The sequence below is a fragment of the Bilifractor sp. LCP21S3_A7 genome, from assembly GCF_052118825.1.
GTDB lineage: Bacteria > Bacillota > Clostridia > Lachnospirales > Lachnospiraceae > Bilifractor.
In genome coordinates, this window is the sequence record NZ_JBQKGL010000011.1 from 52,484 (window position 1) to 71,852 (window position 19,369).

The window sequence follows — 19,369 nt, forward strand, 5'->3', positions numbered from 1 at the left end:
TATGGCAGAATTGTTGCGATATGACCATGTAGGTATCTCCTATAACGGCTTTCTGGCTGTAAAGGATGTGAGCTTCACCCTGGAGCCCGGTGAAATCCTTGGCATTGCAGGCGAAAGCGGCTGCGGAAAATCCACCCTGATTAAAGCCGCCATGGGTCTGTTGGGCGATGCCGGAATGGTGACCCGGGGCGACATCTGGTACAAGGGAAAAAATCTTCCTGATCTGCCCGCTAAAGAACTTCGCAAACTCAACGGACCGGAATTGGGCATGATCTTCCAGAGCGCGGGCAGCTCCTTCTGCCCCATTCGCACCATCGGCGCACAGCTCTACGAGACGATGACCGAGCATGGAAAGATTTCAAAACAAGAATTTCACCGGCGTGCCATAGAGCTGATGGGCAAGCTGGGTTTTGAAGACGGAGACGGAGAACGGGTGCTGGAGAGCTTCCCCTTTGAGCTGTCCGGCGGAATGCAGCAGCGGGTGGGCATTGCGGCGGCAATGCTCTTAAATCCCGGCATATTGTTCGCGGACGAGCCGACTTCCGCGTTGGATGTGACGGTGCAAAAACAGGTATTGGACGAGATGCTGCTGGTGAGAAAGACTTACGGTACGGCCATGATTTTGGTGACCCACAACATAGGGGTTATCAGGGCCATGGCAGATAAGATACTGGTGATGAAGAACGGGGAAGCCGTAGAGTATGGCGACACCCGTCAGGTACTTGGGAGCCCACAGGCAGAGTATACCCGACAGCTTCTTTCCGCAGTGCCGAGACTACGGAGGAAAGGAGATGGAACCGATTTTAAAAGTTGAAAATCTCACAAAGATCTTTTCCCGCAGCGGGCAGGAGAATTTCACCGCGGTCAGCGGCATTTGCTTTGACCTCCGTCCTGGTGAGTGCTTAGGTATTATCGGTGAAAGCGGAAGCGGCAAGACGACTGCAGTGAATTTGATCACCAGGCTGCTGGATGTCACAGAAGGGAGTATTCTGCTGGAGGGTGCGGAGATTACCCATCTGAAAGGCAAGGAACTTCGTAAGGTCTACCGGAAAATGCAGATGGTGTTCCAGACTCCCACAGATTCCTTTGACCCTCGCCGGACTCTGGGCGACGGCATTGGGGAGAGTCTGCGGAATATCGGAATGTCCCGTAAGGAAACACGCAAGGAAGTGGAGCGGCTTCTGGGGAAGTGCGGGCTTTCTGCTGACTTTGCGGATCGCTATCCCCATCAGGTCAGCGGAGGACAATGCCAGAGAGCGGCCATCGCCCGGGCTCTTGCTGTGAAGCCGGGGATTCTCATCTGTGATGAAGCCACCTCCGCGCTGGATGTGACTGTTCAGAAGGAAATATTGGAACTGCTGAATGAGCTTCGTTCCCAACAGGGAAACAGCTTGTCCATCCTGTTCATCTGCCACGACATCTCTCTTGTGCAGCAGTTCTGTGACCGGGTGCTGGTGATGTATCACGGCGGCATTGTGGAGGAGGGTACTCCCGGCGAAGTCATTCAACATCCCAGGAATGCGTACACTCAGCGCTTGATCGACAGCGTTCTGTAATACTCATTGGTGCCGGGCCAGGTGACTGGCTTCCACATATTACATTTGAAGAAAGGAAATATAAAATGAAAAAGCCGTTTTCCCTGATTATGGCTGCCTGTCTTGTCGTTTCTCTGCTGACTGGCTGCGGCAGCAACACCCCGGCGCAGGCACCTGATGCTGACAGTGGCAGCAATGCTTCCTGGCAGAAAGCCTCCGCAGACAGGAAAGTTATGACCATCGGCGACACCACCTTCAACTCTGAAAACTGGGAGGAAACCGTCGATCCTCATCGCACCTACAACGGCTGGGCCTGCATCCGCTATGGTATCGGTGAGACGCTGGTGCATTACACCGACACCATGGAGCTGGAACCCTGGCTGGCAAAGTCCTGGGAAAATGACGGTAACTGCACCTGGACCATAACCTTGCAGGATAACGTTACCTTCTCCAACGGACGGAAAATGGACGGTGAAGCGGTGAAGCAGTGTCTTGAACATTTGCTTGCGAACCATGACCGAGCCCCCAGTGACACAAAGATCACGGATATCAAGGCGGACGGTCAGGTATTGACCATTACCACCAGCGAGCCTAACCCCGCGCTCATGAACTATCTTGGCGATCCTTACGGCTGCATCATCGATGTGGATGCCAGCGACTTTGATAAAGGGATCGTTGTCGGCACCGGACCCTATGTGGTGGAGGATATGGTCACGGACGATCACCTGACACTGACCAAGAACGAAAACTACTGGAACGGCACTCCCAAGATCGACGAGCTGACCATTCGCACTCTGTCCGACGGCGATACATTGTCCGCCGCTTTACAGGCTGGAGACATTGACGCCGCCTACGGCATGGCATACGAGGCTTACCCCAATTTTGAAAACGACGACTATCAGTTCTCCTCCATTCAGACCTCACGGGCGTTTTTCGTCTCCATGAACATGACCAGCCCCATCATTCAGGACGCGGCTGTTCGGAAAGCCATTGCCATGGGCATCAACAAGGAAGGCTTTGTGAAGACCATGCTGGATGGCCACGGCGTTCCCGCCAATGGCGCATTCCCCAACGGCTTCTCAAATTTTGGCGGGGAGAAGGTTACTACAGAAAACTACGATCCTGAAGGAGCAAAGGAAGTTCTGGAAAAATCCGGCTGGGTGGACACCGACGGCGACGGCATCCGGGAGAAGGACGGCGTGAAGCTGTCCATTCGATGGCTGACCTATCCCAGCCGTCAGGAGCTGCCTCTGCTTGCCGAATCTGTGCAGGCTACCCTGAAGGAGATCGGCATGGATGTGGACATCAACTGTACCGCCAACCGTCGGGATTTCCTTGCTGATATGAACAGCTGGGACATTTATGCCTCCGCTCTAGTCACCGCCCCGTCCGGTGATCCTCAGTATTTCTTTACCACCAGCTGCATGCCCGGTATGAGCTACAACTTTGGCGCCTATGAGAACAAGGAAGTCAGTGCTATGATTGAAGAATTGTCAACCGAGTTCGACACCGCCAAACGGGGTGAGCTGGCCGTACGCCTGCAGCAGGCGATTCTCGATGACAACGCATTTGTCTTCTGCTCCTTTCTGCAAATGAACATGATCTCCAAGAGCAATGTGACGGGTTATACCGCTCACGCCAGCGATTACTATCAGGTCACTGCGGATCTGGATATCAACTAATCTAAGCAAATCTAAGCAAAACATACTTAAGCAAACCATACGCCCCGGTTCAAAGCGAATCGGGGCGTATGGTTATCACTTGGGGATTTATTCTGTTACATAAACACTGTTTTTAAATCCTGCCTCGTGTCATTAACTGGTAAAGCCGGACTGGTATTTCCTGGGTGATACACCCACGGTACGTTTGAACACAGTAATGAAATAGTTATAATCTTTGTATCCACACTGAGAGGCGATTTCAGCCAGAGGAAGACTTCTGTCTTCCAGAAGCTGTTTCGCCTTTTCTATTCTTAAGATCCGGATATGTTCTGCAATCCCTGTACCATAATTCTGTTTTGCGATCTCATATAATTGCGTTCTGCCAATTCCAAATTTTTCAGCGATATCCTTAGCCGTCAGGTCTTCTAGAAAATGAGCCTGAATATATTCGTCAATCTGTACGGGAAGCTCCTGCTTGCGCAGGCTCGCCATGCGCTCCAGACAGAGGTAACTTGCAACTGCCTCCAGAATGTGGGAGGCAGAGGTAATATAAGCCTCTGAGTGAAGCGGCATGGAAAAGCACTCTTTTTTCAGAAGTTCTTTATCCACCTTGTAATTCCTGCACTGTTCTTCGATTATTTTCCATCCCGTTTCATGGGAGGGATAAGCAAATACATGACCAAACAGAAGGTAGCCGATGATAATGTTTCCGAGATATAGCGGTGTGATGCTCTCCGTGAGGCCCGCATGGCAGCGGTAGGTGTATGGGGATCGTTGCTTCGCGGCGCGCAGGCAGGCTTGTCTGTCACATTTTTTACAGTTCTCATATCCTTCTTTATCCGTGCGGACGATCTGGCAGAACGGCGCAATGTGCTCCGGGTAGGAGGCCAGCTCTGTAAACTGATCATCGAAGACAGTAATACGGATTGGCGTGAGCCGGTAAAAATCCTGGAGAAGGGAATTCAGCTTTGTCCGATTGAAAGTAGAAATCATGGTTTCCTTAACCTCGCTTTTAATAACAGATATCATTTATCAATTGGATATTTTGGATATCGGCGAACTTATTTTATTATATCAGCGAACAAATTCAAAGTAAAATGAACAGACTTCTATATAAAACCGGAGCCGGAAAAGCTATGATGAGGATAATAAACCACAGGAAAAAGTTTACAGGAGGAGGTTCTCATGTTAGCAACATTAAATGACGTAATGAAAATAGCAGAAGAAAAAGAAATTGCCGTCGGCTCTTTTAATACACCGAATCTTGAGGCGTTACAGGCAGTGACAGAAGCAGCAGAGGAGCTGGAGCTCCCGGTCATCATTCAGTTCGCGCAGTGCCACGAACCGTGGATCCCATTAGACCTGATCGGACCGATTATGATAGAAGTGGCGAAGAAATCCAAAGTTCCGGTGTGTGTGCATCTGGATCATGGTGAGACTCTGGAATATCTGCAGCAGGCGCTTGATCTGGGCTTTTCTTCGATCATGTACGACGGCTCAACCCTTCCATATGAGGAAAATCTGAAAAATACGAAAAAGGCAGTAGCCATGGCAGCCAGGACAGGCGCGTCCGTGGAAGCCGAGCTGGGTTCCATGGGAAGAAGAGAGTCCGGAGCAGGAGATGATACAGGAGAAGCGGATGAAACCAAGATTTATACCGACCCGGAACAGGCGAAGATATTTGTGGAGGAAAGCGGAATTGATGCGCTGGCATGCTCTTTCGGCACCACACACGGCATTTATCTGACAGAGCCGAAGCTGGACTTTGATGTTGTGAAAAATGTCAGAGCTCTTACGAACAACATTCCGGTAGTCATGCACGGCGGCTCCGGGGTGAGCAGGGAAGATTACGGAAAGGCAGTAAAAGCCGGCGTAAGAAAAGTGAATTATTTCACATATATGGATAAATCAGGCGGAAGCGCGGCCGCGGCCTATCTGAAAACACTGAAATCCGATGAGCCGATTTTCTTCTCATCGATCAGTATGGCAGGACGGGATGCCATGAAAGAAAACGTAAAGGCAGCAATGAAAATGTTTGCGTTGATGGATTAAAGGATTCATGTATTGAAAATTTTTGGATTTAATGGAGGACAGAGTGATGGGAAGAAAAATGACATTTGCGCTGGCGTTCTGTAACAGAGGTTTCATGCCGGGAGAGTTAATCTACGGCGCAAGAGAGGACATGATCAAGGCCGTCACAGACGCAGGCTATGACTATATCGCGATGGATGCGGGGCTTACCCGGTTCGGAGGAATCGAGACAAGGGACGAGGGAATGCTTTATGCAAAATGGTTAAAGGAGCATGAGGGAGAATACGATGGAGTCATCTTCTCTATGCCGATCTTTGCGGATGAGAACGGGGCAATCACTGCGCTGCGGGATGCCGGAGTGCCGATCTTAATGCAGGCATATCCGGATGAGATCGGGAAAATGGATTTTGCCCACCGAAGAGACGCGTTCTGCGGAAAATTCTCAGTTACCGATGTATTCACACAGTATCAGGTACCGTTTACCGTATTGAAGCCACATGTCGTTCATCCGCTTTCTGAGAAATTTCAGGAGAATTTACGTGACTTTGCCGCGATCTGCCGTGTGGTGAATGGAATGAAAAGATTCACGATCGGATGCATCGGGGCGAGAACTACTGCATTCAAGACAACCAGATTTGATGAGATCGGTTTGCAGAAAAACGGCATTACCGTAGAGTGCTTTGATCTTTCAGAACTGATATATAAAGTAAATAACAAATCCGATACGGATGCTGCCGTTCTGGCTAAGAAAGAAAGCCTGATGAAATATGCGGACTTCAGCAAAGTTCCGGAGAAAAACAAGAATACTCTGGCTAAGATATCGGTTGTCATTGACGAATACATCAAAGAGTATCATCTGGATGCGCTGGCGATCCGCTGCTGGAATGAGATGGAGACAATTCTTCGTGTTTGTCCGTGTGTACTCCTTTCGGAGCTGAATGACCGCGGCATTGTGACCTCCTGTGAGATTGATCTGACTTCCGCGATATCCATGCGGGCAATGGCTCTAGCAAGTGAGCAGCCTGCGGCAGTCCTTGACTGGAACAATAACTACGGAGATGATGAGAACAAGGTAATCCTGTTCCACTGCGGCTCGACTGCCCAGAGCCTTATGGTAAAGAAGGGTACGGTTACCGAGCACAAGATGTTTGCGAAAGGGGATCCGGGATCCGGATGGGGAACAAATGAAGGACGCATCCGTCCGATGAAAACAACGCTTTCCAACTGCTTAACCGTAGATGGAAAGGTGGTTATCTACGCCACAGAGGCAGAATTCACCGATGATCCGATCGAGGATGCATACTTCGGATGTGCGGGCGTCTGTGCCATAGATAATATGCAGGATAAAATGATTAAGCTTGCGAAGGGCGGCTTCAAGCACCATACCTGTGTAGGTGTCGGCCATATGAAGGAGGTTTTAAAAGAGGCTTTCACTACATATCTCGGTTATGAGTGGGTTGACATTGATCAGTAAAAGCTATGCCTTGCTGGAGGGACACCACAATATGTATAAGTCCGCAGATCAAGATAGCCGTTTCGCAGCGGCCGTGCCGGTGATTTTCCCGCCCGCTGGCAGGCAGTCTTCCCGTGTGCCGGAAACGCTGCGATTGGACGAATACAGGATTGGTTTGTATGATTGAGGAAATAGTATGAAGATAGCAGGATTAGACATCGGAACTACCGGATGCAAGTGTACGGTATTCGATGATCAGGGAAAGTATCTGGCGAAAGCCTGTCGCGATTACCCGGTGACGCGCGCGGTCACCGGTCATGAGATTGACGCTGCGGCCATTATGGACGCCGTGTATGCATCCATTCGGGAGATGGCTGAAAAGTACCCGGATATTGCGGGTATCGGTGTGACAAGCTTTGGAGAGACGTTCGTCTGTGTGGATGAGGCGGGAAATCCGCTTCATCCGGCAATGCTGTATACAGATCCAAGAGGGCAGGAAGAGTGTCAGGAACTGATCGAGAAGCTCGGCGGGCATAATATTGCGCATATTACAGGACTGAGACCCCATGAGATGTATAGCATTTCGAAGATGATGTGGATTAAAAAACACTGTCCGGAGATTTATGCTTCAACCAGGAGAATCCTCCTGATGGGAGACTATGTGGTTTATCATCTGACCGGAAAGGCGCAGATTGACTATTCTCTTGCCACCCGCACGATGGCCTTCGATATAAAAAATCTTTGCTGGAGCAGGGATATATTTGAGGCGGCAGACATTGACAGCAATCTGATGTCTGAACCGGTACCTTCGGGCACCATAGCAGGAGTGATCACACAGAAATCCGCACAGATGACGGGCTTGTCGACGGATACGAAAATCGTATCCGTCAGCCATGATCAGGTGGCTGCGGCAGTCGGAGCAGGAGCATTTGACGGGACGGTTGCGGTTGACGGAGCCGGAACGGTGGAGTGTCTGACTCCGATTTACGATGAACTGCCGGACATTGATGTGATGTATGAGGGATATTTTTCCGTTGTACCGTATGTCATACCGGGAAAATACGTGGCTTATGCATTTTCGTATACCGGCGGTGCGCTGATGCAGTGGTGTGTAGAGACCATTGCGAAAGAGGAGAAGAAGCTGGCAGGGGAACAGGGAATTTCTGTAAATGAATACCTGGAAAAAATGTATGATGGCCTTCATCATGAGGAACCGAGCGGATTGCTGGTTCTGCCGCATTTTGCGGGAGCCGCGACACCATATATGGACACGGGTTCAAAGGGCGCGGTATTGGGGCTCACAACGGCCACTACCGCAGCAGACATCTACCGCGGCTGTATGGAGGGCGTGGTTTATGAAATGTACCTGAACCTGCAGGCACTGAAGCATTCCGGAATTCATTTTCAGAAATTACATGCGACAGGCGGCGGCGCGCACTCTGCTGTCTGGATGCAGATGAAGGCGGATATGCTGAACCTTCCGATGACGGCATTGAAAACTGCAGATGCGGGAACGGTTGGAAGCGCCATGCTGACAGGAGTGGCGATCGGCCTGTTTTCTGATCTTGCGGATGCGGCTGCTCACATGGTAGAAGAAACCGTGACTTATGTACCGAGAAAAGAGATGCATGAGAGATATCAGAAGATATATGAGAGATATCGACAGGTATATCATGCAGTCAGACCATTGATGTAGGAGCGGATAAGAATGAATCCATATATCGGACATGATTCCCAGCTCTATGGGATTGAAGAACACCGTCTGTCAGGCGGAAAGGGCGATGGAATGCGCCTGTTTGAGGTGAATAACGGAAAGGGACTGGAGCTTGTCATTTCTCCTGACCGAAATGGGGATATTACAAGACTCCGGTTCAAAGGAATTAATATGAGTTATATGTCTCCGTGCGGCTATGTGGCACCGGCCTACTATGACCGTACAGGCAGTAACTGGCTGTCCTCTTTTACCGCCGGATTTCTTACCACCTGCGGGCTGCAGGCAGTAGGGAGCCCGTGTACGGACGAGGGAGAAGAACTGCCTCTGCACGGGTCCATAGCGAATTCCCCCTGTGAGCAGGCATATTTTTTTGAAAAGGGCGGAGAGTTGATCGTTCATACGGTGACAAAGGATGAGCAGATTTTCGGCAGAAAACTGAGACTGGAACGGGAGATCCGCGTGTCCACGGAAACGAATGAGTTTGAGATCTGCGATAGTATCACAAATACCGGTGACAGGGTGGAGCCGATGGAAGTTCTGTATCATATGAACATGGGTTATCCGCTTCTGGACGAGGACAGTGTGATTACGATTCCATCTGTGGAAGTGAAGCCGAGGGACGCTCATGCAGCGGATGATATTGCAAACTGGATGCATATGGAGAAGCCGACAGCAGGGTATCAGGAGCGCTGTTATTATCACAAATTTTCAGATGAGAACGGAATCGCGGAAATCTACCAGCCAAAATTGCATGCGGGACTCCGCATCAGCTTTGACGCATCGGAGCTTGACGGCTTTGTAGAGTGGAAGATGATGGGCGTCAGAGATTACGTGCTGGGACTGGAATGTGGAAATTGTTATCCGGATGGCAGAGATGTCATGAGAAAAAACGGGATGCTGAAATTCCTGCAGCCGGGCGAGAAGAAAATCTACCATGTGAAGGTTCGCATGATTGAAGATTGATTGTTTATTGCGACGAACTATGTGAGGGTGCTGAAAATGGAAAGCATCGAATAACAGCAGGTGAGGTCCCGGAAAGCAGAAAATTACTTTCCGGGGTCTTTTTTGTATTCTTTTGGTGTCATATGGTAGTGCTCATAAAATAATTCATGAATTTGCGGAGAAAAACACTGCGCTTGCCAAAAATCTGTACAACGCCGCGCTGTTTCGGATCCGTCAGGTATTTTGTGGATGGGACAAAACCTCCCGTACCGACAACGAAAAGGAAGTCTTCAGGGAAATTGAGACGGTCAGACAAGCTTATCCCAAATTGAAAGTGAAACGGGTTTTGTCTTACACAATCCTTGAAAAAATCATGCGGATTACCGGCAATCCGGATTTCTTCTCAGGGCTTCCGATGCAAACAGCACAGGCTGTTGTCCGGAAAGCATGCGATGACTTTCGCAGCTGGCTGAAGGCTTTAAAGGATTATAAGAAGAATCCTTCCCGCTATCTGGGAAAGCCGCGAATGCCAAAATACTGTAAATCCGCATGCAAATCCTTTGAAGTAACAAATCAGGACGCCGTTCTGTATCGCAGTTCAGCGACCTCTTCTTCCGCTGTCATCAAGTTTCCGGGCATCTCCAAACAGGAGAAGGTGATGATCTCGGGTCTCCCGTCATACGAAGATCTTCGTCAGGTCACCGTAAAGCCTTATTACGGGAAATACATCCTCACTTATGTTTTTGAAAACGGGGCTCCTCCCTGTTATCCCGACCTACCTGAAATGGCAGGCGTCGATTTCGGGACCGGCAACATCGCGGCTTTAGCATGCACAGACGGCTCGTCTGTCGTATTCAAGGGCGGTGTTGTGAAATCCAGAAACCAGCTTTTTGCCCAAAAGAGGGCCGCGGCTGTTTCTTCCATCACAAAAGGAACATATTGGAAACACGCACAGTCTAAACATCTGGATCTTCTGTCCATAAAACATGACTGTCAAACCAGGGATTCTCTGCATAAGATCAGCACAGCGATCGTGCACTGGTGTATTGCCCACCGTGTCGGAGTTCTTGTCCTGGGAGTCAACAGGTTCTGGAGCTCCATTCAGACAATCGTCCGGTTTCTGAAGAGCTGAAATCCTATATGGACGAGCTTGCAGGTCAGACGGATAAGCTGTCGGTGATCATATCGGATGAAAAATCAGAAGACACCCCCGTTTGTCCGGATTCTGCAGGAGGATCATTACCCGACCGGCCTTGCATTCCATGGCGTGCCGGGCGGACATGAGTTCACCTCTTTTGTTCTCGGGCTCTACAACGCATCCGGGCCGGGACAGGCGATCGATCCGGAGCTTCGGGAAAAGATCGCCGGGATAAAACGCGACATACACATGCAGATCCTGGTGTCTCTTTCCTGCACCATGTGCCCGGAGCTGGTAACTGCTGCGCAGAGGATCGCGTCGCTTAACCCGCTTGTCAGTGCCGAAGTGTATGATCTCAATCACTTCGGAGAGTTAAAGCAAAAATATAATGTGATGAGCGTCCCCTGCCTTGTCATAAATGCTGGAGAGGAGATTCTCTTCGGTAAGAAAAACATTCCGCAGCTGCTGAATGAGCTGTAGAAATCGTTCTTTGACAGTGCTTTGTCGGGCAGCTGCTGTGCCCCGGTTCCAGCGGTGCACAGGCTGTCCGGGCTCTATTCCATAGGAAACTATACTGCGCATCAGATGAATCGGGGAACGTCTCTACATTATAACCAAAACATATGTTGCCTTCTTGTCTAAAATTACTGAAATGATACTATTTGCACTGCATTGCATTGACAGTATACGCAGGACATGCTATTGTATAAAACGTCAAGTGTAAAGGTTTACACATCATAAAAATTATAAAAAACATACAGTTTCGTCGGGCGCCTACTGTACGTTTTTTTTGCACAGGATGTGTAAAGGTTTACACAATGGACAACATTGTATACCCGGCAAACAGGTTATTTTTTTCACACAATGTGAAAAGGTTTACAGGAGGAGGGAAACGTATGAAAACAAAGAAGGTATTAGCAAGTCTTATAGCTGTAACAGCTGCAGCATCCATGATCGCCGGATGTGGTTCATCCGCAACCACGAGCTCTGGATCTTCTGTTTCTGCAGCAAGTTCTTCTTCGAAGGCAAGTACCACATCTGCATCTTCTAAAGCGGATGACAGTACAGCTGCCGCAAAGGGACAGGGGGATGCATCTACTGCTAAGATTGTTATCTGGAGCCCTGCGGATGAACCGGGTATCGAATCCTGGTGGGTAGACAGAATTACAGCATGGAATAAGGATCATCCGGATCTTCAGATTGCAAGACAGCCAATTGACCGTGCTGACTCTTATGCATATGAGAACAAGATCACAACAGCAACTACTTCCGGAGATCTGCCGGATATCCTCTATGTTGATGGCCCGACCGTTTCCTACTACGCGGCAAACGACATAATCATTCCGATTGATGATGTATATTCTGAAGAAGATAAGAAAGATTTCATGCCATCTTCCATTCAGCAGAATACTTATGATAATCATCTCTACGCGATCGGTCCGACAGAGTCTTCCGTAGCTCTCTACTATAACAAAGATTATCTGGATGCTGCAGGCATTGAGTATCCGTCAGATACTGATATCAGCAAGGCGTGGACATGGGATCAGTTCTATGAGAATGCAAAGAAATTAACAACCTCAGATTATGTAGGAACAAATATCATCATGGATAAGGGCGAAGGTTTGATCTACGCGCTGGAGCCATTCTTCTATGAGGCTGGAGCAAACTTCGTTAATGAAGACGGCTCTTCAGCAGAAGGATATGTAAACAGTGATGCTTCCGTTGATACCCTGAACTATCTCAACAAATTCATTCAGGAGGGCATTGCCAATATCGATCCTGTTAAGGATGAGTTCCTGAATGGCAAATGCGCTACAATGCTTGGTGGCTCCTGGAACGTCGCGGATCTTGAAGCATCCGATCTTAACTGGGGTGTTTCCTTCTATCCTGTAGCTAACGATGGAACTGCCAAGTCCCCAACAGGTGACTGGACTGCAGCCATAACAAAAGATTGCGATGATGTTGAAGGCGCGCAGGAAGTCCTGAAATACCTCATGAACACAGACAATATCGCTGCGTATGCAAGTGCAATCGCTAAACCGGCTTCCCGTACTTCTGCTTATGATAAGATGGACGGCTGGGATGAAGGCGCGAGAAAACTCTTCAAGTGGCAGCTTGAGAACACAGGAACAGCTCGTCCTACAACACCGTCATATTCTATTCTGTCTCAGGGATTCGCAACTGCAGCTCTTAACGTATTCGCAGGTGCTGATGCAAAATCCGAGCTCGATACGGTAGCTTCTGATTTCGATGAAGATTATAAGACCTATTACGCACAGTAATAGCTGAAGGAAAACCATAAATCGGGAGCCGCATTTTGCGGTTCCCGTACTGCTTTAGGAGAATTGTATGACTAAAAAGAATCGTTCCAATTTATTTGGCGGGTATATCCTGTCCGGACCGGCAGTTATTCTCTTGGCTGCGTTCTTGATTGTCCCGATTTTTCTGACAATTTACTATTCCTTTTTCACCTATCAGGTCATGCGACCGGATAGAATCATTTTCAGTGGCATCAAGAACTATACAAAACTTTTTGCCGATGAGAATTTCTGGGCAGCACTTAAGAACACCTTTTATTTTACAGTTTGTGTAGTACCTTTCCAGTGTATCCTTGCTCTGGCATTGGCTATGCTGGTCAGCTCCAAGAAAAAAGGCGTTTCGATTTTCCGCACCATGTACTTCAGTCCACAGGTTACTTCTATGGTAGTTATCGCCATACTCTGGGTTATCCTTTACAACTCCAACGCCTCCACCGGACTGATCAATGCGTTTATTGGCAAGTTTGGCCTTGGACCGGTCAATTTCCTGAATGATCCCAAAACTGCTATGAATTCTATCATCTTCATGTCAGCTTGGCAGGGTGCCGGCTATCAGATGATGATTTTTCTTGCCGGAATCAATCAGATTCCCAGTGAACAATATGAAGCGGCATCTATCGATGGAGCAAACAAGTGGGAACAGTTTCTCTATGTAACACTTCCGGGACTGAAAAACACAATCAAATATGTTCTGATGATCACGATGATTCAGGCTATGAAGCTGTTCACTCAGCCATATATCATGACTCACGGTGGCCCTCAGAATAAGACAAAGACACTGGTTTACTTTATATATGAGCAGGGTTTCCAGAAAGGTAACTTCGGATACGCATGTTCCGTGGCTTCTATTTTCTTTTTTATTGTTGTAGCACTTTCCATGATTGTTAAGAAACTTACCAGGACCAATTAAGGAGGAAACGATGAGTAAAAGTATGAGAAAAAATAAGACCATCACAAATATCCTCTTTTATGTTGGCAATACTCTGATCGGTCTGATCTTTGTATCTCCACTTCTGTGGATGGTCGCAGCTTCCTTTAAACCGGAGCTGGAGATCTTCTCCAATATTAACTCCATTAAAACCTTTATTCCGCAGCACTTTACGGTTAACAATTATCTGGAAGTATTTAACCGGCTGAATATCCCTCAGATCCTTATCAATACCTTTAGTTACATAGCAATTGTCCTTTTCGGAGATCTGCTGTTTGGTTCCATGGCAGGTTATGCATTGGCAAAGCTTAAATTTAAAGGCCGCGGGTTGCTTCTGACAATTGTCATTGCGTTGATGTCCATGCCGATCGAGGCGATTCTTCTTCCGCTTTACATTGAGATGGCTAAGATCGGATGGGTGAATACACTTCAAGGACTGGCAGTTCCGTTCATGATGAACTGCTTTTCCATCTACATGTTCTACAGCTACTTCCTGGATATCCCGGATGCTCTGATCGAAGCGGCTGCCATAGATGGATGCGGCCCGATCAGAACCTACTTCCAGGCCGTACTTCCGCTTGCAAAGACAGTATTCGCAACCGTATTTATTCTGGATTTTGTTGCGAGATGGAACGATTTCATGTGGCCATTCCTTATTACAACGGGAGCGGAAAAGAGAACAGTACAGCTGGCTGTGCAGACGTTCTTCGGTACACAGCCGATTCACTACGGTGCTATTATGGCAGCGCTGACACTCGCTTCTATTCCAATGCTGATCATCTACATTTTCATGCAAAAGTATTATGTCGAGGGTATTGCATCGAGTGGTATTAAAGGATAAATTATAGTTATCGTTCAACGTTTTGAGATTAGCCCCTCAACGAAGAGAGGATAACTATAATCTGATCTCCGACTGTATAAAAGCTGTCGCGATAGGAGAAATATCACGGGCAGAACGTTTTGAACATCAGAGACTGATGATTTTTGCGGGATGACGCCGGGTAAATTCAACGTCGGTGCATCTGGTCCGGCAAATAGTGAATGATCTGCCGGTTAGACACTGAGGTAAGGGATATGTCAGGTATTCAGGATGTCGCCAAAAGGGCTGGCGTAAGTATAGGAACCGTCTCCAGGGTTCTCAATAAAAGCGGTTACGCTTCAGAGGAATCCCGGGAAAAAGTGGAAGCAGCTGTCAGAGAATTGAATTACAGACCTAATCAGGTCGCTCGTAATCTTCTGCATAAAAAGACGCAGACAGTTGCCATGGTGGTTCCGGAAGTAGCCAATCCCTTTTTTGCGCAGCTGATAGCTGCATGTGAACGTGAACTGAGAACACAGGGCTATAAGACATTGATATGTGCCACGAACGGCCATAAATCCAATGAGCAGCTCTATCTGGATATGCTGAGCAGGAATCTTGTAGATGGTATTCTGACTTGTACCCATTCGCTTCAGACCGCAAAATATCAGGAGGCTCAGGGAGCCATTGTTTCCTTTGACACGATCCATGTACCCGGTCAGATCACCCGAATTCGTGTCGATCATAAGAAGGGCGGTGAGCTTGCGGCCAGGGAACTGATCCGTTGTGGCTGTCGAAAAGTTCTGCAGTTTCGAGACAGGAAGCCAATAGAACATTTTCCGTTTATTGAGCGCCACGAAGTTTTTGAAAGGGTTATGAATGAAGCGGGTATCGAATGTATCAATGTAATTGTAAAATGGAATGAATTCGAGGATTGTTATCTGCAGGACCTCGTGAGAGACTGCTATGAGAAATATCCCGATGTAGATGGCGTCTTCGGCACAGATCCATCCATCGTGCATTACATGCGTTATGTCATGCTGCATGGAATTCGTATCCCGCAGGATATCCGGTTCGTTGCATATGACGGAAGTATGGTCCGAGACATGGCTTTTCCAACTTTGACAGCAATTAAACAACCTATCAATGAGCTGGCAAAACGCGGTGTGGAGGCACTTCTTGCCAAAATCCGCGGTGAAATCCTGCCGGAAGATGATGTCATCCTTCCTGTAGAATTCATCCGGGGAATGACTACCATGACCGATGCTGAACTTGCAGAATTTCTTGCCGATCAAAGATGAAATAACAATAACTGAGGGGCTGCTATATATAGGAATTCTATATGTGGCAGCCTTTTTTAAGAAACGAGTAAAAACACATGGAAAATCCAAATGAGAAAAAACCAAATATCGTTTTGAGGGTAGCAGAGAAAGCTGCATATCTCTTAGGCTTGAATCTGCTGACGCTTTTGTGTATTCTACCGATTTTTACAGCGGGTTCTTCACTGTCAGCTATGGATTACTGCTCCCTGAAACTGGTTCGTAATGAAGAAGGCAATCTGTTACAGGATTTCATTAAATCATTTAAAAACAACCTCAAACAGGGGATTCAGCTCACGATTTTTTATCTGATTCTTTTTTTGATATTAGGACTCAACTTCTATCTGAGTCTTCGGACAGGCAGCACGGGAACAATCAGACTTGCCGCCGTGATTGCAGCTTGTCTTATCTCCCTTCATTCTATCTATACGTTTGCCGGTTTGTCCAGATATGAAGGCAGCCTTAAAACAACCTTAAAGAATGGGATGGTCCTGGCTGTATATCACTTGCCGCAGAGTCTGTTGATCTTGTTTCTTGTGAGCAGTCTGGTTCTGCTTCTGATATCTTTCCCGATATATCTCTTTCCGTTCTTTCTGATGTTTGGTCTCAGTCTTCCCGGATACATAATCATGGGGATCATTTCGGGAGTCTTTAAGAAAGAAGAGACAACTTAAAAATCTGTCTGCCCGACGGAATTCGAGGATCATGAAAACAGATATGCGGATTTTAAGGCAGCTGCTGCGCTCCCATTTTCGGCGGTGCGCAGGCTGTCCGGGCTCTATTCCATGTCCGGGCCCTATTCCATAGGAAACAACTCCTTTACACTCCGCTGATAATAGTCCGAGAGACGCATCGCCACATAGACATTCGGGCATTGTGTTCCGTTTTCATACCGGTAGAGCGTTTTCGGGTCAAGCTGGAGATCCTCAGCGGCCCTGGTTCGGGAAAGACCGGTGGATTTTCGGACTTCCAACAGGTTGTTCGGTTTTTTGAGCATAATGCAACACCTCATTCTTGAAATTCTGACGGATTTATCATCATACTTGAAATTCTGACGGATTTATCCTTTTGGCAGAGTGCCGCGTCCATAGCATGTGAAGCGGCACATGCATGCGGATGAATGCTGAAACGGACCCGGCTTTTCCCCTTTCGGTGTGTCAAGTTACCGGATGGCACGGCAGACCCTTCCGAAGATGCGGAAGGAATCACGGTCAAGATGAACCGGAATCGGCTCGTACTTCTGGTTCAGGGAAATCAGGAAGGTTCCTTCATCGTCGTTCTTCAGCTTCTTGATATAGGCATTGTCGTTCAGCGAGAAGATCCCGATTTCTCCATCCGTCAACGTTTCCTGCCGGTGCACGTAAACCATGTCGTGATCATGGAAAACCGGTTCCATACTATCCCCGTGGATCGTAACGGCAAAGTCGGCATCCCCCGCTTCCGTGGCGGGTACCTCGATGGTCGTGTAATAATCGGAATCGAGAAAATCTCCGCGACCGGCGGACACCCTTGCGTCGTAGAGGCGCAGCCGGATCATGGAAGGGCTGTCGGAAGGAGCCGGCGGGTACGGTATTACATTTGATTTCCTGGCGTAGCTGACCGGATGAGTCAGAAGATCAATGTAGGAGAGCGCCTTCTGCTTTCCCTCGTCGTTCAGCATGGTCAGCGGGTTATTCGGGTTGCTGCCGAAGTATTCCTCGAGACAGTCCGGAATCTTCAGGATCCGGCACACATGCAGGAAAATCCGCGCGGAGATCTCATTCCTTCCGGTTTCCCAGGCGGAAACACTTTTGGAGCTGACATCAATGCCGTCTTCCTGAAGTCTGTCCGCAAGTTCAATCTGTGACATGTGCGCTTTCTTCCGGTAGGAAGTGATGATTGCGCCGATATTCTCCATGTTACACCTCTTTCTTTTGTTTTCCCGGTTTTGAAATCTCTCAGTTTATCGCGGAGACTGCCGACAGACAGTCTGTTTCTTATGTCTACATAGTATCACCATTCCTCACAAATAGCAAGCGAAAATCTATCCATAAAAGAAAAACGGGCCGAAACGACCATTTATTTCCACTCAAAATAGTGCTATATTGGCTGTGCAGGGCAACAGGTATGCCGTTATATTGGATGTACAGAGAAAAAGCGATGCTATTATACGGATCGGTAGTTTTCTTTCCCGGTAATAGGACCGGGAAAAGACAGGGGGAGTGAGAAAAGGTGTCAGATCGGATTATTCTGCATGTGGACTGCAATTGTTTTTACGCATCAGTGGAGATGCTGTATCATCCGGAGCTTGCCGGAAAGCCGCTGGCCGTCGGAGGGGATCCGGAGGAGCGGCACGGCATTGTCCTTACCGCAAACTACATTGCGAAGCGGCAGGGAGTGAAGACCGGCATGGCGCTCTGGCAGGCGAGGCAGTGCTGCCCGAATCTTGTCTTTGTTCCGCCGAGAATGTATCTCTATCTTCGTTTTTCCCGGATGGCGAGAGCTATTTATCAGGAATACTCCGACAAGGTGGAGAGTTTTGGACTGGATGAATGCTGGATCGATCTGACAGAGAGCTGTGCGATTCTGGGAGATCACACGAGGACGATTGAAAACGGATACCGGATCGCTCAGGAGATAAGCAGAAGGATTCGCAGGGAACTCGGCATTACGGTCAGCATCGGCGTCTCCTGGAACAAGATTTACGCGAAGCTCGGCAGCGACTACAAGAAGCCGGATGCCATTACGGTTTTTAACCGTGATAATTACAGGAAGCTGATCGATCCTCTCCCGGTGTCGGATCTCCTGTATGTCGGGAGAAGGACCGGTCAGAAGCTCGCAAAGTATGGCATACGCACGATCGGACAGCTTGCAGAAGCAGATCCGCATTATCTTCAGAACTGGTTTGGAAAGATCGGCGCAATGCTTTCCGTATTTGCCCGGGGGCAGGATCAGACGCCGGTGAACAATGTCGGGATCGAGGCACCGGTCAAGAGCGTCGGGAACAGCACAACCACGCCCCGTGATCTCGTGAATAATGAGGATGTCCGGCTGGTACTGTATCTGTTATCGGAGAGCGTATCGGAGCGGCTCCGGAAGAATCATTTTGAGGGACAGGTGGTTTCCGTTTACGTTCGGGATAAGGATCTCTGGGGATACCATCAGCAGAAAAAGCTGGCGGTGCCCACCAATATCTCCGGCGAAATAGAGGAGGCGGCTTTTTTGGTTTTCCAGCGCCTGTACCGCTGGGAGAAGCCGATCCGGAGTATCGGAATCAGCGTCGGTGATCTGAAACCGGAGAACGGGCCGCGGCAGCTTTCTCTGTTTGTGAACGAGAAATCCCGCGAGCGGCAGATGCGGGCGGACCGCATGGTCTCCGATATCCGCAGCCGCTATGGATATGCCGCGGTGCAGCGGGGAATCATGCACGAGGACCGGTATTTGTCTTCACTGGATGCGACTGCAGAGGACCACATGATTCATCCGCATTCGTATTTTGAGAACGGGAACCGGACCGGATATGAGGCCGTTCTTGTTGCGGAAGGCAGGTGA

Annotated in this window: 18 protein-coding genes; 15 read left to right on the forward strand and 3 right to left on the reverse strand. The window is 48.6% G+C overall.

Going from position 1 to position 19,369, the window contains the following annotated elements:
• The first annotated feature begins 1 nt into the window (after position 1).
• The 3 genes from ACTQ1O_RS10880 to ACTQ1O_RS10890 all read left to right on the forward strand — a co-directional run bounded on the left by ACTQ1O_RS10880 (position 2) and on the right by ACTQ1O_RS10890 (position 3,217).
• Entirely contained in the window at positions 2-814 is an 813-nt protein-coding gene (locus ACTQ1O_RS10880; RefSeq protein ID WP_441487262.1) for an ABC transporter ATP-binding protein, read from the forward strand.
• Entirely contained in the window at positions 792-1,556 is a 765-nt protein-coding gene (locus tag ACTQ1O_RS10885; protein ID WP_441487263.1) for an ABC transporter ATP-binding protein, read from the forward strand. Before ACTQ1O_RS10880 ends, ACTQ1O_RS10885 begins: the two co-directional genes overlap by 23 nt.
• A gap of 65 nt (positions 1,557-1,621) precedes the next feature.
• Positions 1,622-3,217: an ABC transporter substrate-binding protein gene (locus ACTQ1O_RS10890; RefSeq protein ID WP_441487264.1), complete on the forward strand. Its 1,596-nt coding sequence runs from the start codon at positions 1,622-1,624 to the stop codon at positions 3,215-3,217.
• Positions 3,218-3,349: 132 nt separating this feature from the next.
• Here the strand turns inward: ACTQ1O_RS10890 and ACTQ1O_RS10895 are convergent, their stop codons facing one another.
• Positions 3,350-4,189, reverse strand: coding sequence for a PocR ligand-binding domain-containing protein (locus ACTQ1O_RS10895; protein ID WP_441487265.1), 840 nt, complete (start codon positions 4,187-4,189; stop codon positions 3,350-3,352).
• Positions 4,190-4,381: 192 nt separating this feature from the next.
• Between ACTQ1O_RS10895 and ACTQ1O_RS10900 the strand changes: the two genes are divergently transcribed.
• From ACTQ1O_RS10900 to ACTQ1O_RS10950, 11 genes are all read left to right on the forward strand, one after another.
• Positions 4,382-5,248, forward strand: coding sequence for a class II fructose-bisphosphate aldolase (locus ACTQ1O_RS10900; protein WP_441487266.1), 867 nt, complete (start codon positions 4,382-4,384; stop codon positions 5,246-5,248).
• Positions 5,249-5,294: 46 nt separating this feature from the next.
• Positions 5,295-6,701 (forward strand): L-fucose/L-arabinose isomerase family protein, encoded by a 1,407-nt coding sequence (locus ACTQ1O_RS10905; protein ID WP_441487267.1) that lies wholly within the window; start codon positions 5,295-5,297, stop codon positions 6,699-6,701.
• Positions 6,702-6,876: 175 nt separating this feature from the next.
• Positions 6,877-8,376 (forward strand): FGGY-family carbohydrate kinase, encoded by a 1,500-nt coding sequence (locus ACTQ1O_RS10910; RefSeq protein ID WP_441487268.1) that lies wholly within the window; start codon positions 6,877-6,879, stop codon positions 8,374-8,376.
• A 12-nt stretch (positions 8,377-8,388) separates the two neighbouring features.
• The gene (locus ACTQ1O_RS10915; protein WP_441487269.1) at positions 8,389-9,357 is read left to right on the forward strand and encodes an aldose 1-epimerase family protein; all 969 of its coding nucleotides are present in this window, start codon (positions 8,389-8,391) and stop codon (positions 9,355-9,357) included.
• A 325-nt stretch (positions 9,358-9,682) separates the two neighbouring features.
• Positions 9,683-10,468, forward strand: a complete 786-nt coding sequence (locus ACTQ1O_RS10920) for a transposase (RefSeq protein ID WP_441487270.1) — start codon at positions 9,683-9,685, stop codon at positions 10,466-10,468.
• A 57-nt stretch (positions 10,469-10,525) separates the two neighbouring features.
• Positions 10,526-10,954: a thioredoxin family protein gene (locus ACTQ1O_RS10925; RefSeq protein WP_441487271.1), complete on the forward strand. Its 429-nt coding sequence runs from the start codon at positions 10,526-10,528 to the stop codon at positions 10,952-10,954.
• A gap of 416 nt (positions 10,955-11,370) precedes the next feature.
• Complete coding sequence (locus ACTQ1O_RS10930) at positions 11,371-12,756, forward strand: ABC transporter substrate-binding protein (protein ID WP_441487272.1); 1,386 nt, start codon at positions 11,371-11,373, stop codon at positions 12,754-12,756.
• Positions 12,757-12,823: 67 nt separating this feature from the next.
• The gene (locus ACTQ1O_RS10935) at positions 12,824-13,702 is read left to right on the forward strand and encodes a carbohydrate ABC transporter permease (protein WP_441487273.1); all 879 of its coding nucleotides are present in this window, start codon (positions 12,824-12,826) and stop codon (positions 13,700-13,702) included.
• A gap of 10 nt (positions 13,703-13,712) precedes the next feature.
• Entirely contained in the window at positions 13,713-14,561 is an 849-nt protein-coding gene (locus tag ACTQ1O_RS10940) for a carbohydrate ABC transporter permease (protein WP_441487274.1), read from the forward strand.
• Between the two features lie 233 nt (positions 14,562-14,794).
• Positions 14,795-15,820, forward strand: a complete 1,026-nt coding sequence (locus tag ACTQ1O_RS10945) for a LacI family DNA-binding transcriptional regulator (RefSeq protein ID WP_441487275.1) — start codon at positions 14,795-14,797, stop codon at positions 15,818-15,820.
• A gap of 77 nt (positions 15,821-15,897) precedes the next feature.
• Entirely contained in the window at positions 15,898-16,512 is a 615-nt protein-coding gene (locus ACTQ1O_RS10950) for a YesL family protein (RefSeq protein WP_441487276.1), read from the forward strand.
• Positions 16,513-16,634: 122 nt separating this feature from the next.
• On the opposite strand, the gene ACTQ1O_RS10955 is transcribed toward ACTQ1O_RS10950, so the two are convergent.
• Complete coding sequence (locus ACTQ1O_RS10955; protein ID WP_441487277.1) at positions 16,635-16,835, reverse strand: helix-turn-helix transcriptional regulator; 201 nt, start codon at positions 16,833-16,835, stop codon at positions 16,635-16,637.
• Positions 16,836-17,000: 165 nt separating this feature from the next.
• A complete protein-coding gene (locus ACTQ1O_RS10960; RefSeq protein WP_441487278.1) occupies positions 17,001-17,735 on the reverse strand; it encodes an XRE family transcriptional regulator in 735 nt (244 codons plus the stop codon).
• A 314-nt stretch (positions 17,736-18,049) separates the two neighbouring features.
• Here ACTQ1O_RS10960 and dinB point away from each other — a divergent pair, with 314 nt between their 5' ends.
• On the forward strand, positions 18,050-19,369 hold the full coding sequence (dinB, locus tag ACTQ1O_RS10965; RefSeq protein ID WP_441487279.1) for a DNA polymerase IV: 1,320 nt from the start codon (positions 18,050-18,052) through the stop codon (positions 19,367-19,369).

Coding starts and splice junctions, on each gene's coding strand:
- ACTQ1O_RS10880 (WP_441487262.1), top strand. CDS start 2: ATGGCAGAATTGTTGCGATATGACCATGTAGGTATCTCCTATAACGGC.
- ACTQ1O_RS10885 (WP_441487263.1), top strand. CDS start 792: ATGGAACCGATTTTAAAAGTTGAAAATCTCACAAAGATCTTTTCCCGC.
- ACTQ1O_RS10890 (WP_441487264.1), top strand. CDS start 1,622: ATGAAAAAGCCGTTTTCCCTGATTATGGCTGCCTGTCTTGTCGTTTCT.
- ACTQ1O_RS10895 (WP_441487265.1), bottom strand. CDS start 4,189: ATGATTTCTACTTTCAATCGGACAAAGCTGAATTCCCTTCTCCAGGAT.
- ACTQ1O_RS10900 (WP_441487266.1), top strand. CDS start 4,382: ATGTTAGCAACATTAAATGACGTAATGAAAATAGCAGAAGAAAAAGAA.
- ACTQ1O_RS10905 (WP_441487267.1), top strand. CDS start 5,295: ATGGGAAGAAAAATGACATTTGCGCTGGCGTTCTGTAACAGAGGTTTC.
- ACTQ1O_RS10910 (WP_441487268.1), top strand. CDS start 6,877: ATGAAGATAGCAGGATTAGACATCGGAACTACCGGATGCAAGTGTACG.
- ACTQ1O_RS10915 (WP_441487269.1), top strand. CDS start 8,389: ATGAATCCATATATCGGACATGATTCCCAGCTCTATGGGATTGAAGAA.
- ACTQ1O_RS10925 (WP_441487271.1), top strand. CDS start 10,526: ATGAAAAATCAGAAGACACCCCCGTTTGTCCGGATTCTGCAGGAGGAT.
- ACTQ1O_RS10930 (WP_441487272.1), top strand. CDS start 11,371: ATGAAAACAAAGAAGGTATTAGCAAGTCTTATAGCTGTAACAGCTGCA.
- ACTQ1O_RS10935 (WP_441487273.1), top strand. CDS start 12,824: ATGACTAAAAAGAATCGTTCCAATTTATTTGGCGGGTATATCCTGTCC.
- ACTQ1O_RS10940 (WP_441487274.1), top strand. CDS start 13,713: ATGAGTAAAAGTATGAGAAAAAATAAGACCATCACAAATATCCTCTTT.
- ACTQ1O_RS10945 (WP_441487275.1), top strand. CDS start 14,795: ATGTCAGGTATTCAGGATGTCGCCAAAAGGGCTGGCGTAAGTATAGGA.
- ACTQ1O_RS10950 (WP_441487276.1), top strand. CDS start 15,898: ATGGAAAATCCAAATGAGAAAAAACCAAATATCGTTTTGAGGGTAGCA.
- ACTQ1O_RS10955 (WP_441487277.1), bottom strand. CDS start 16,835: ATGCTCAAAAAACCGAACAACCTGTTGGAAGTCCGAAAATCCACCGGT.
- ACTQ1O_RS10960 (WP_441487278.1), bottom strand. CDS start 17,735: ATGGAGAATATCGGCGCAATCATCACTTCCTACCGGAAGAAAGCGCAC.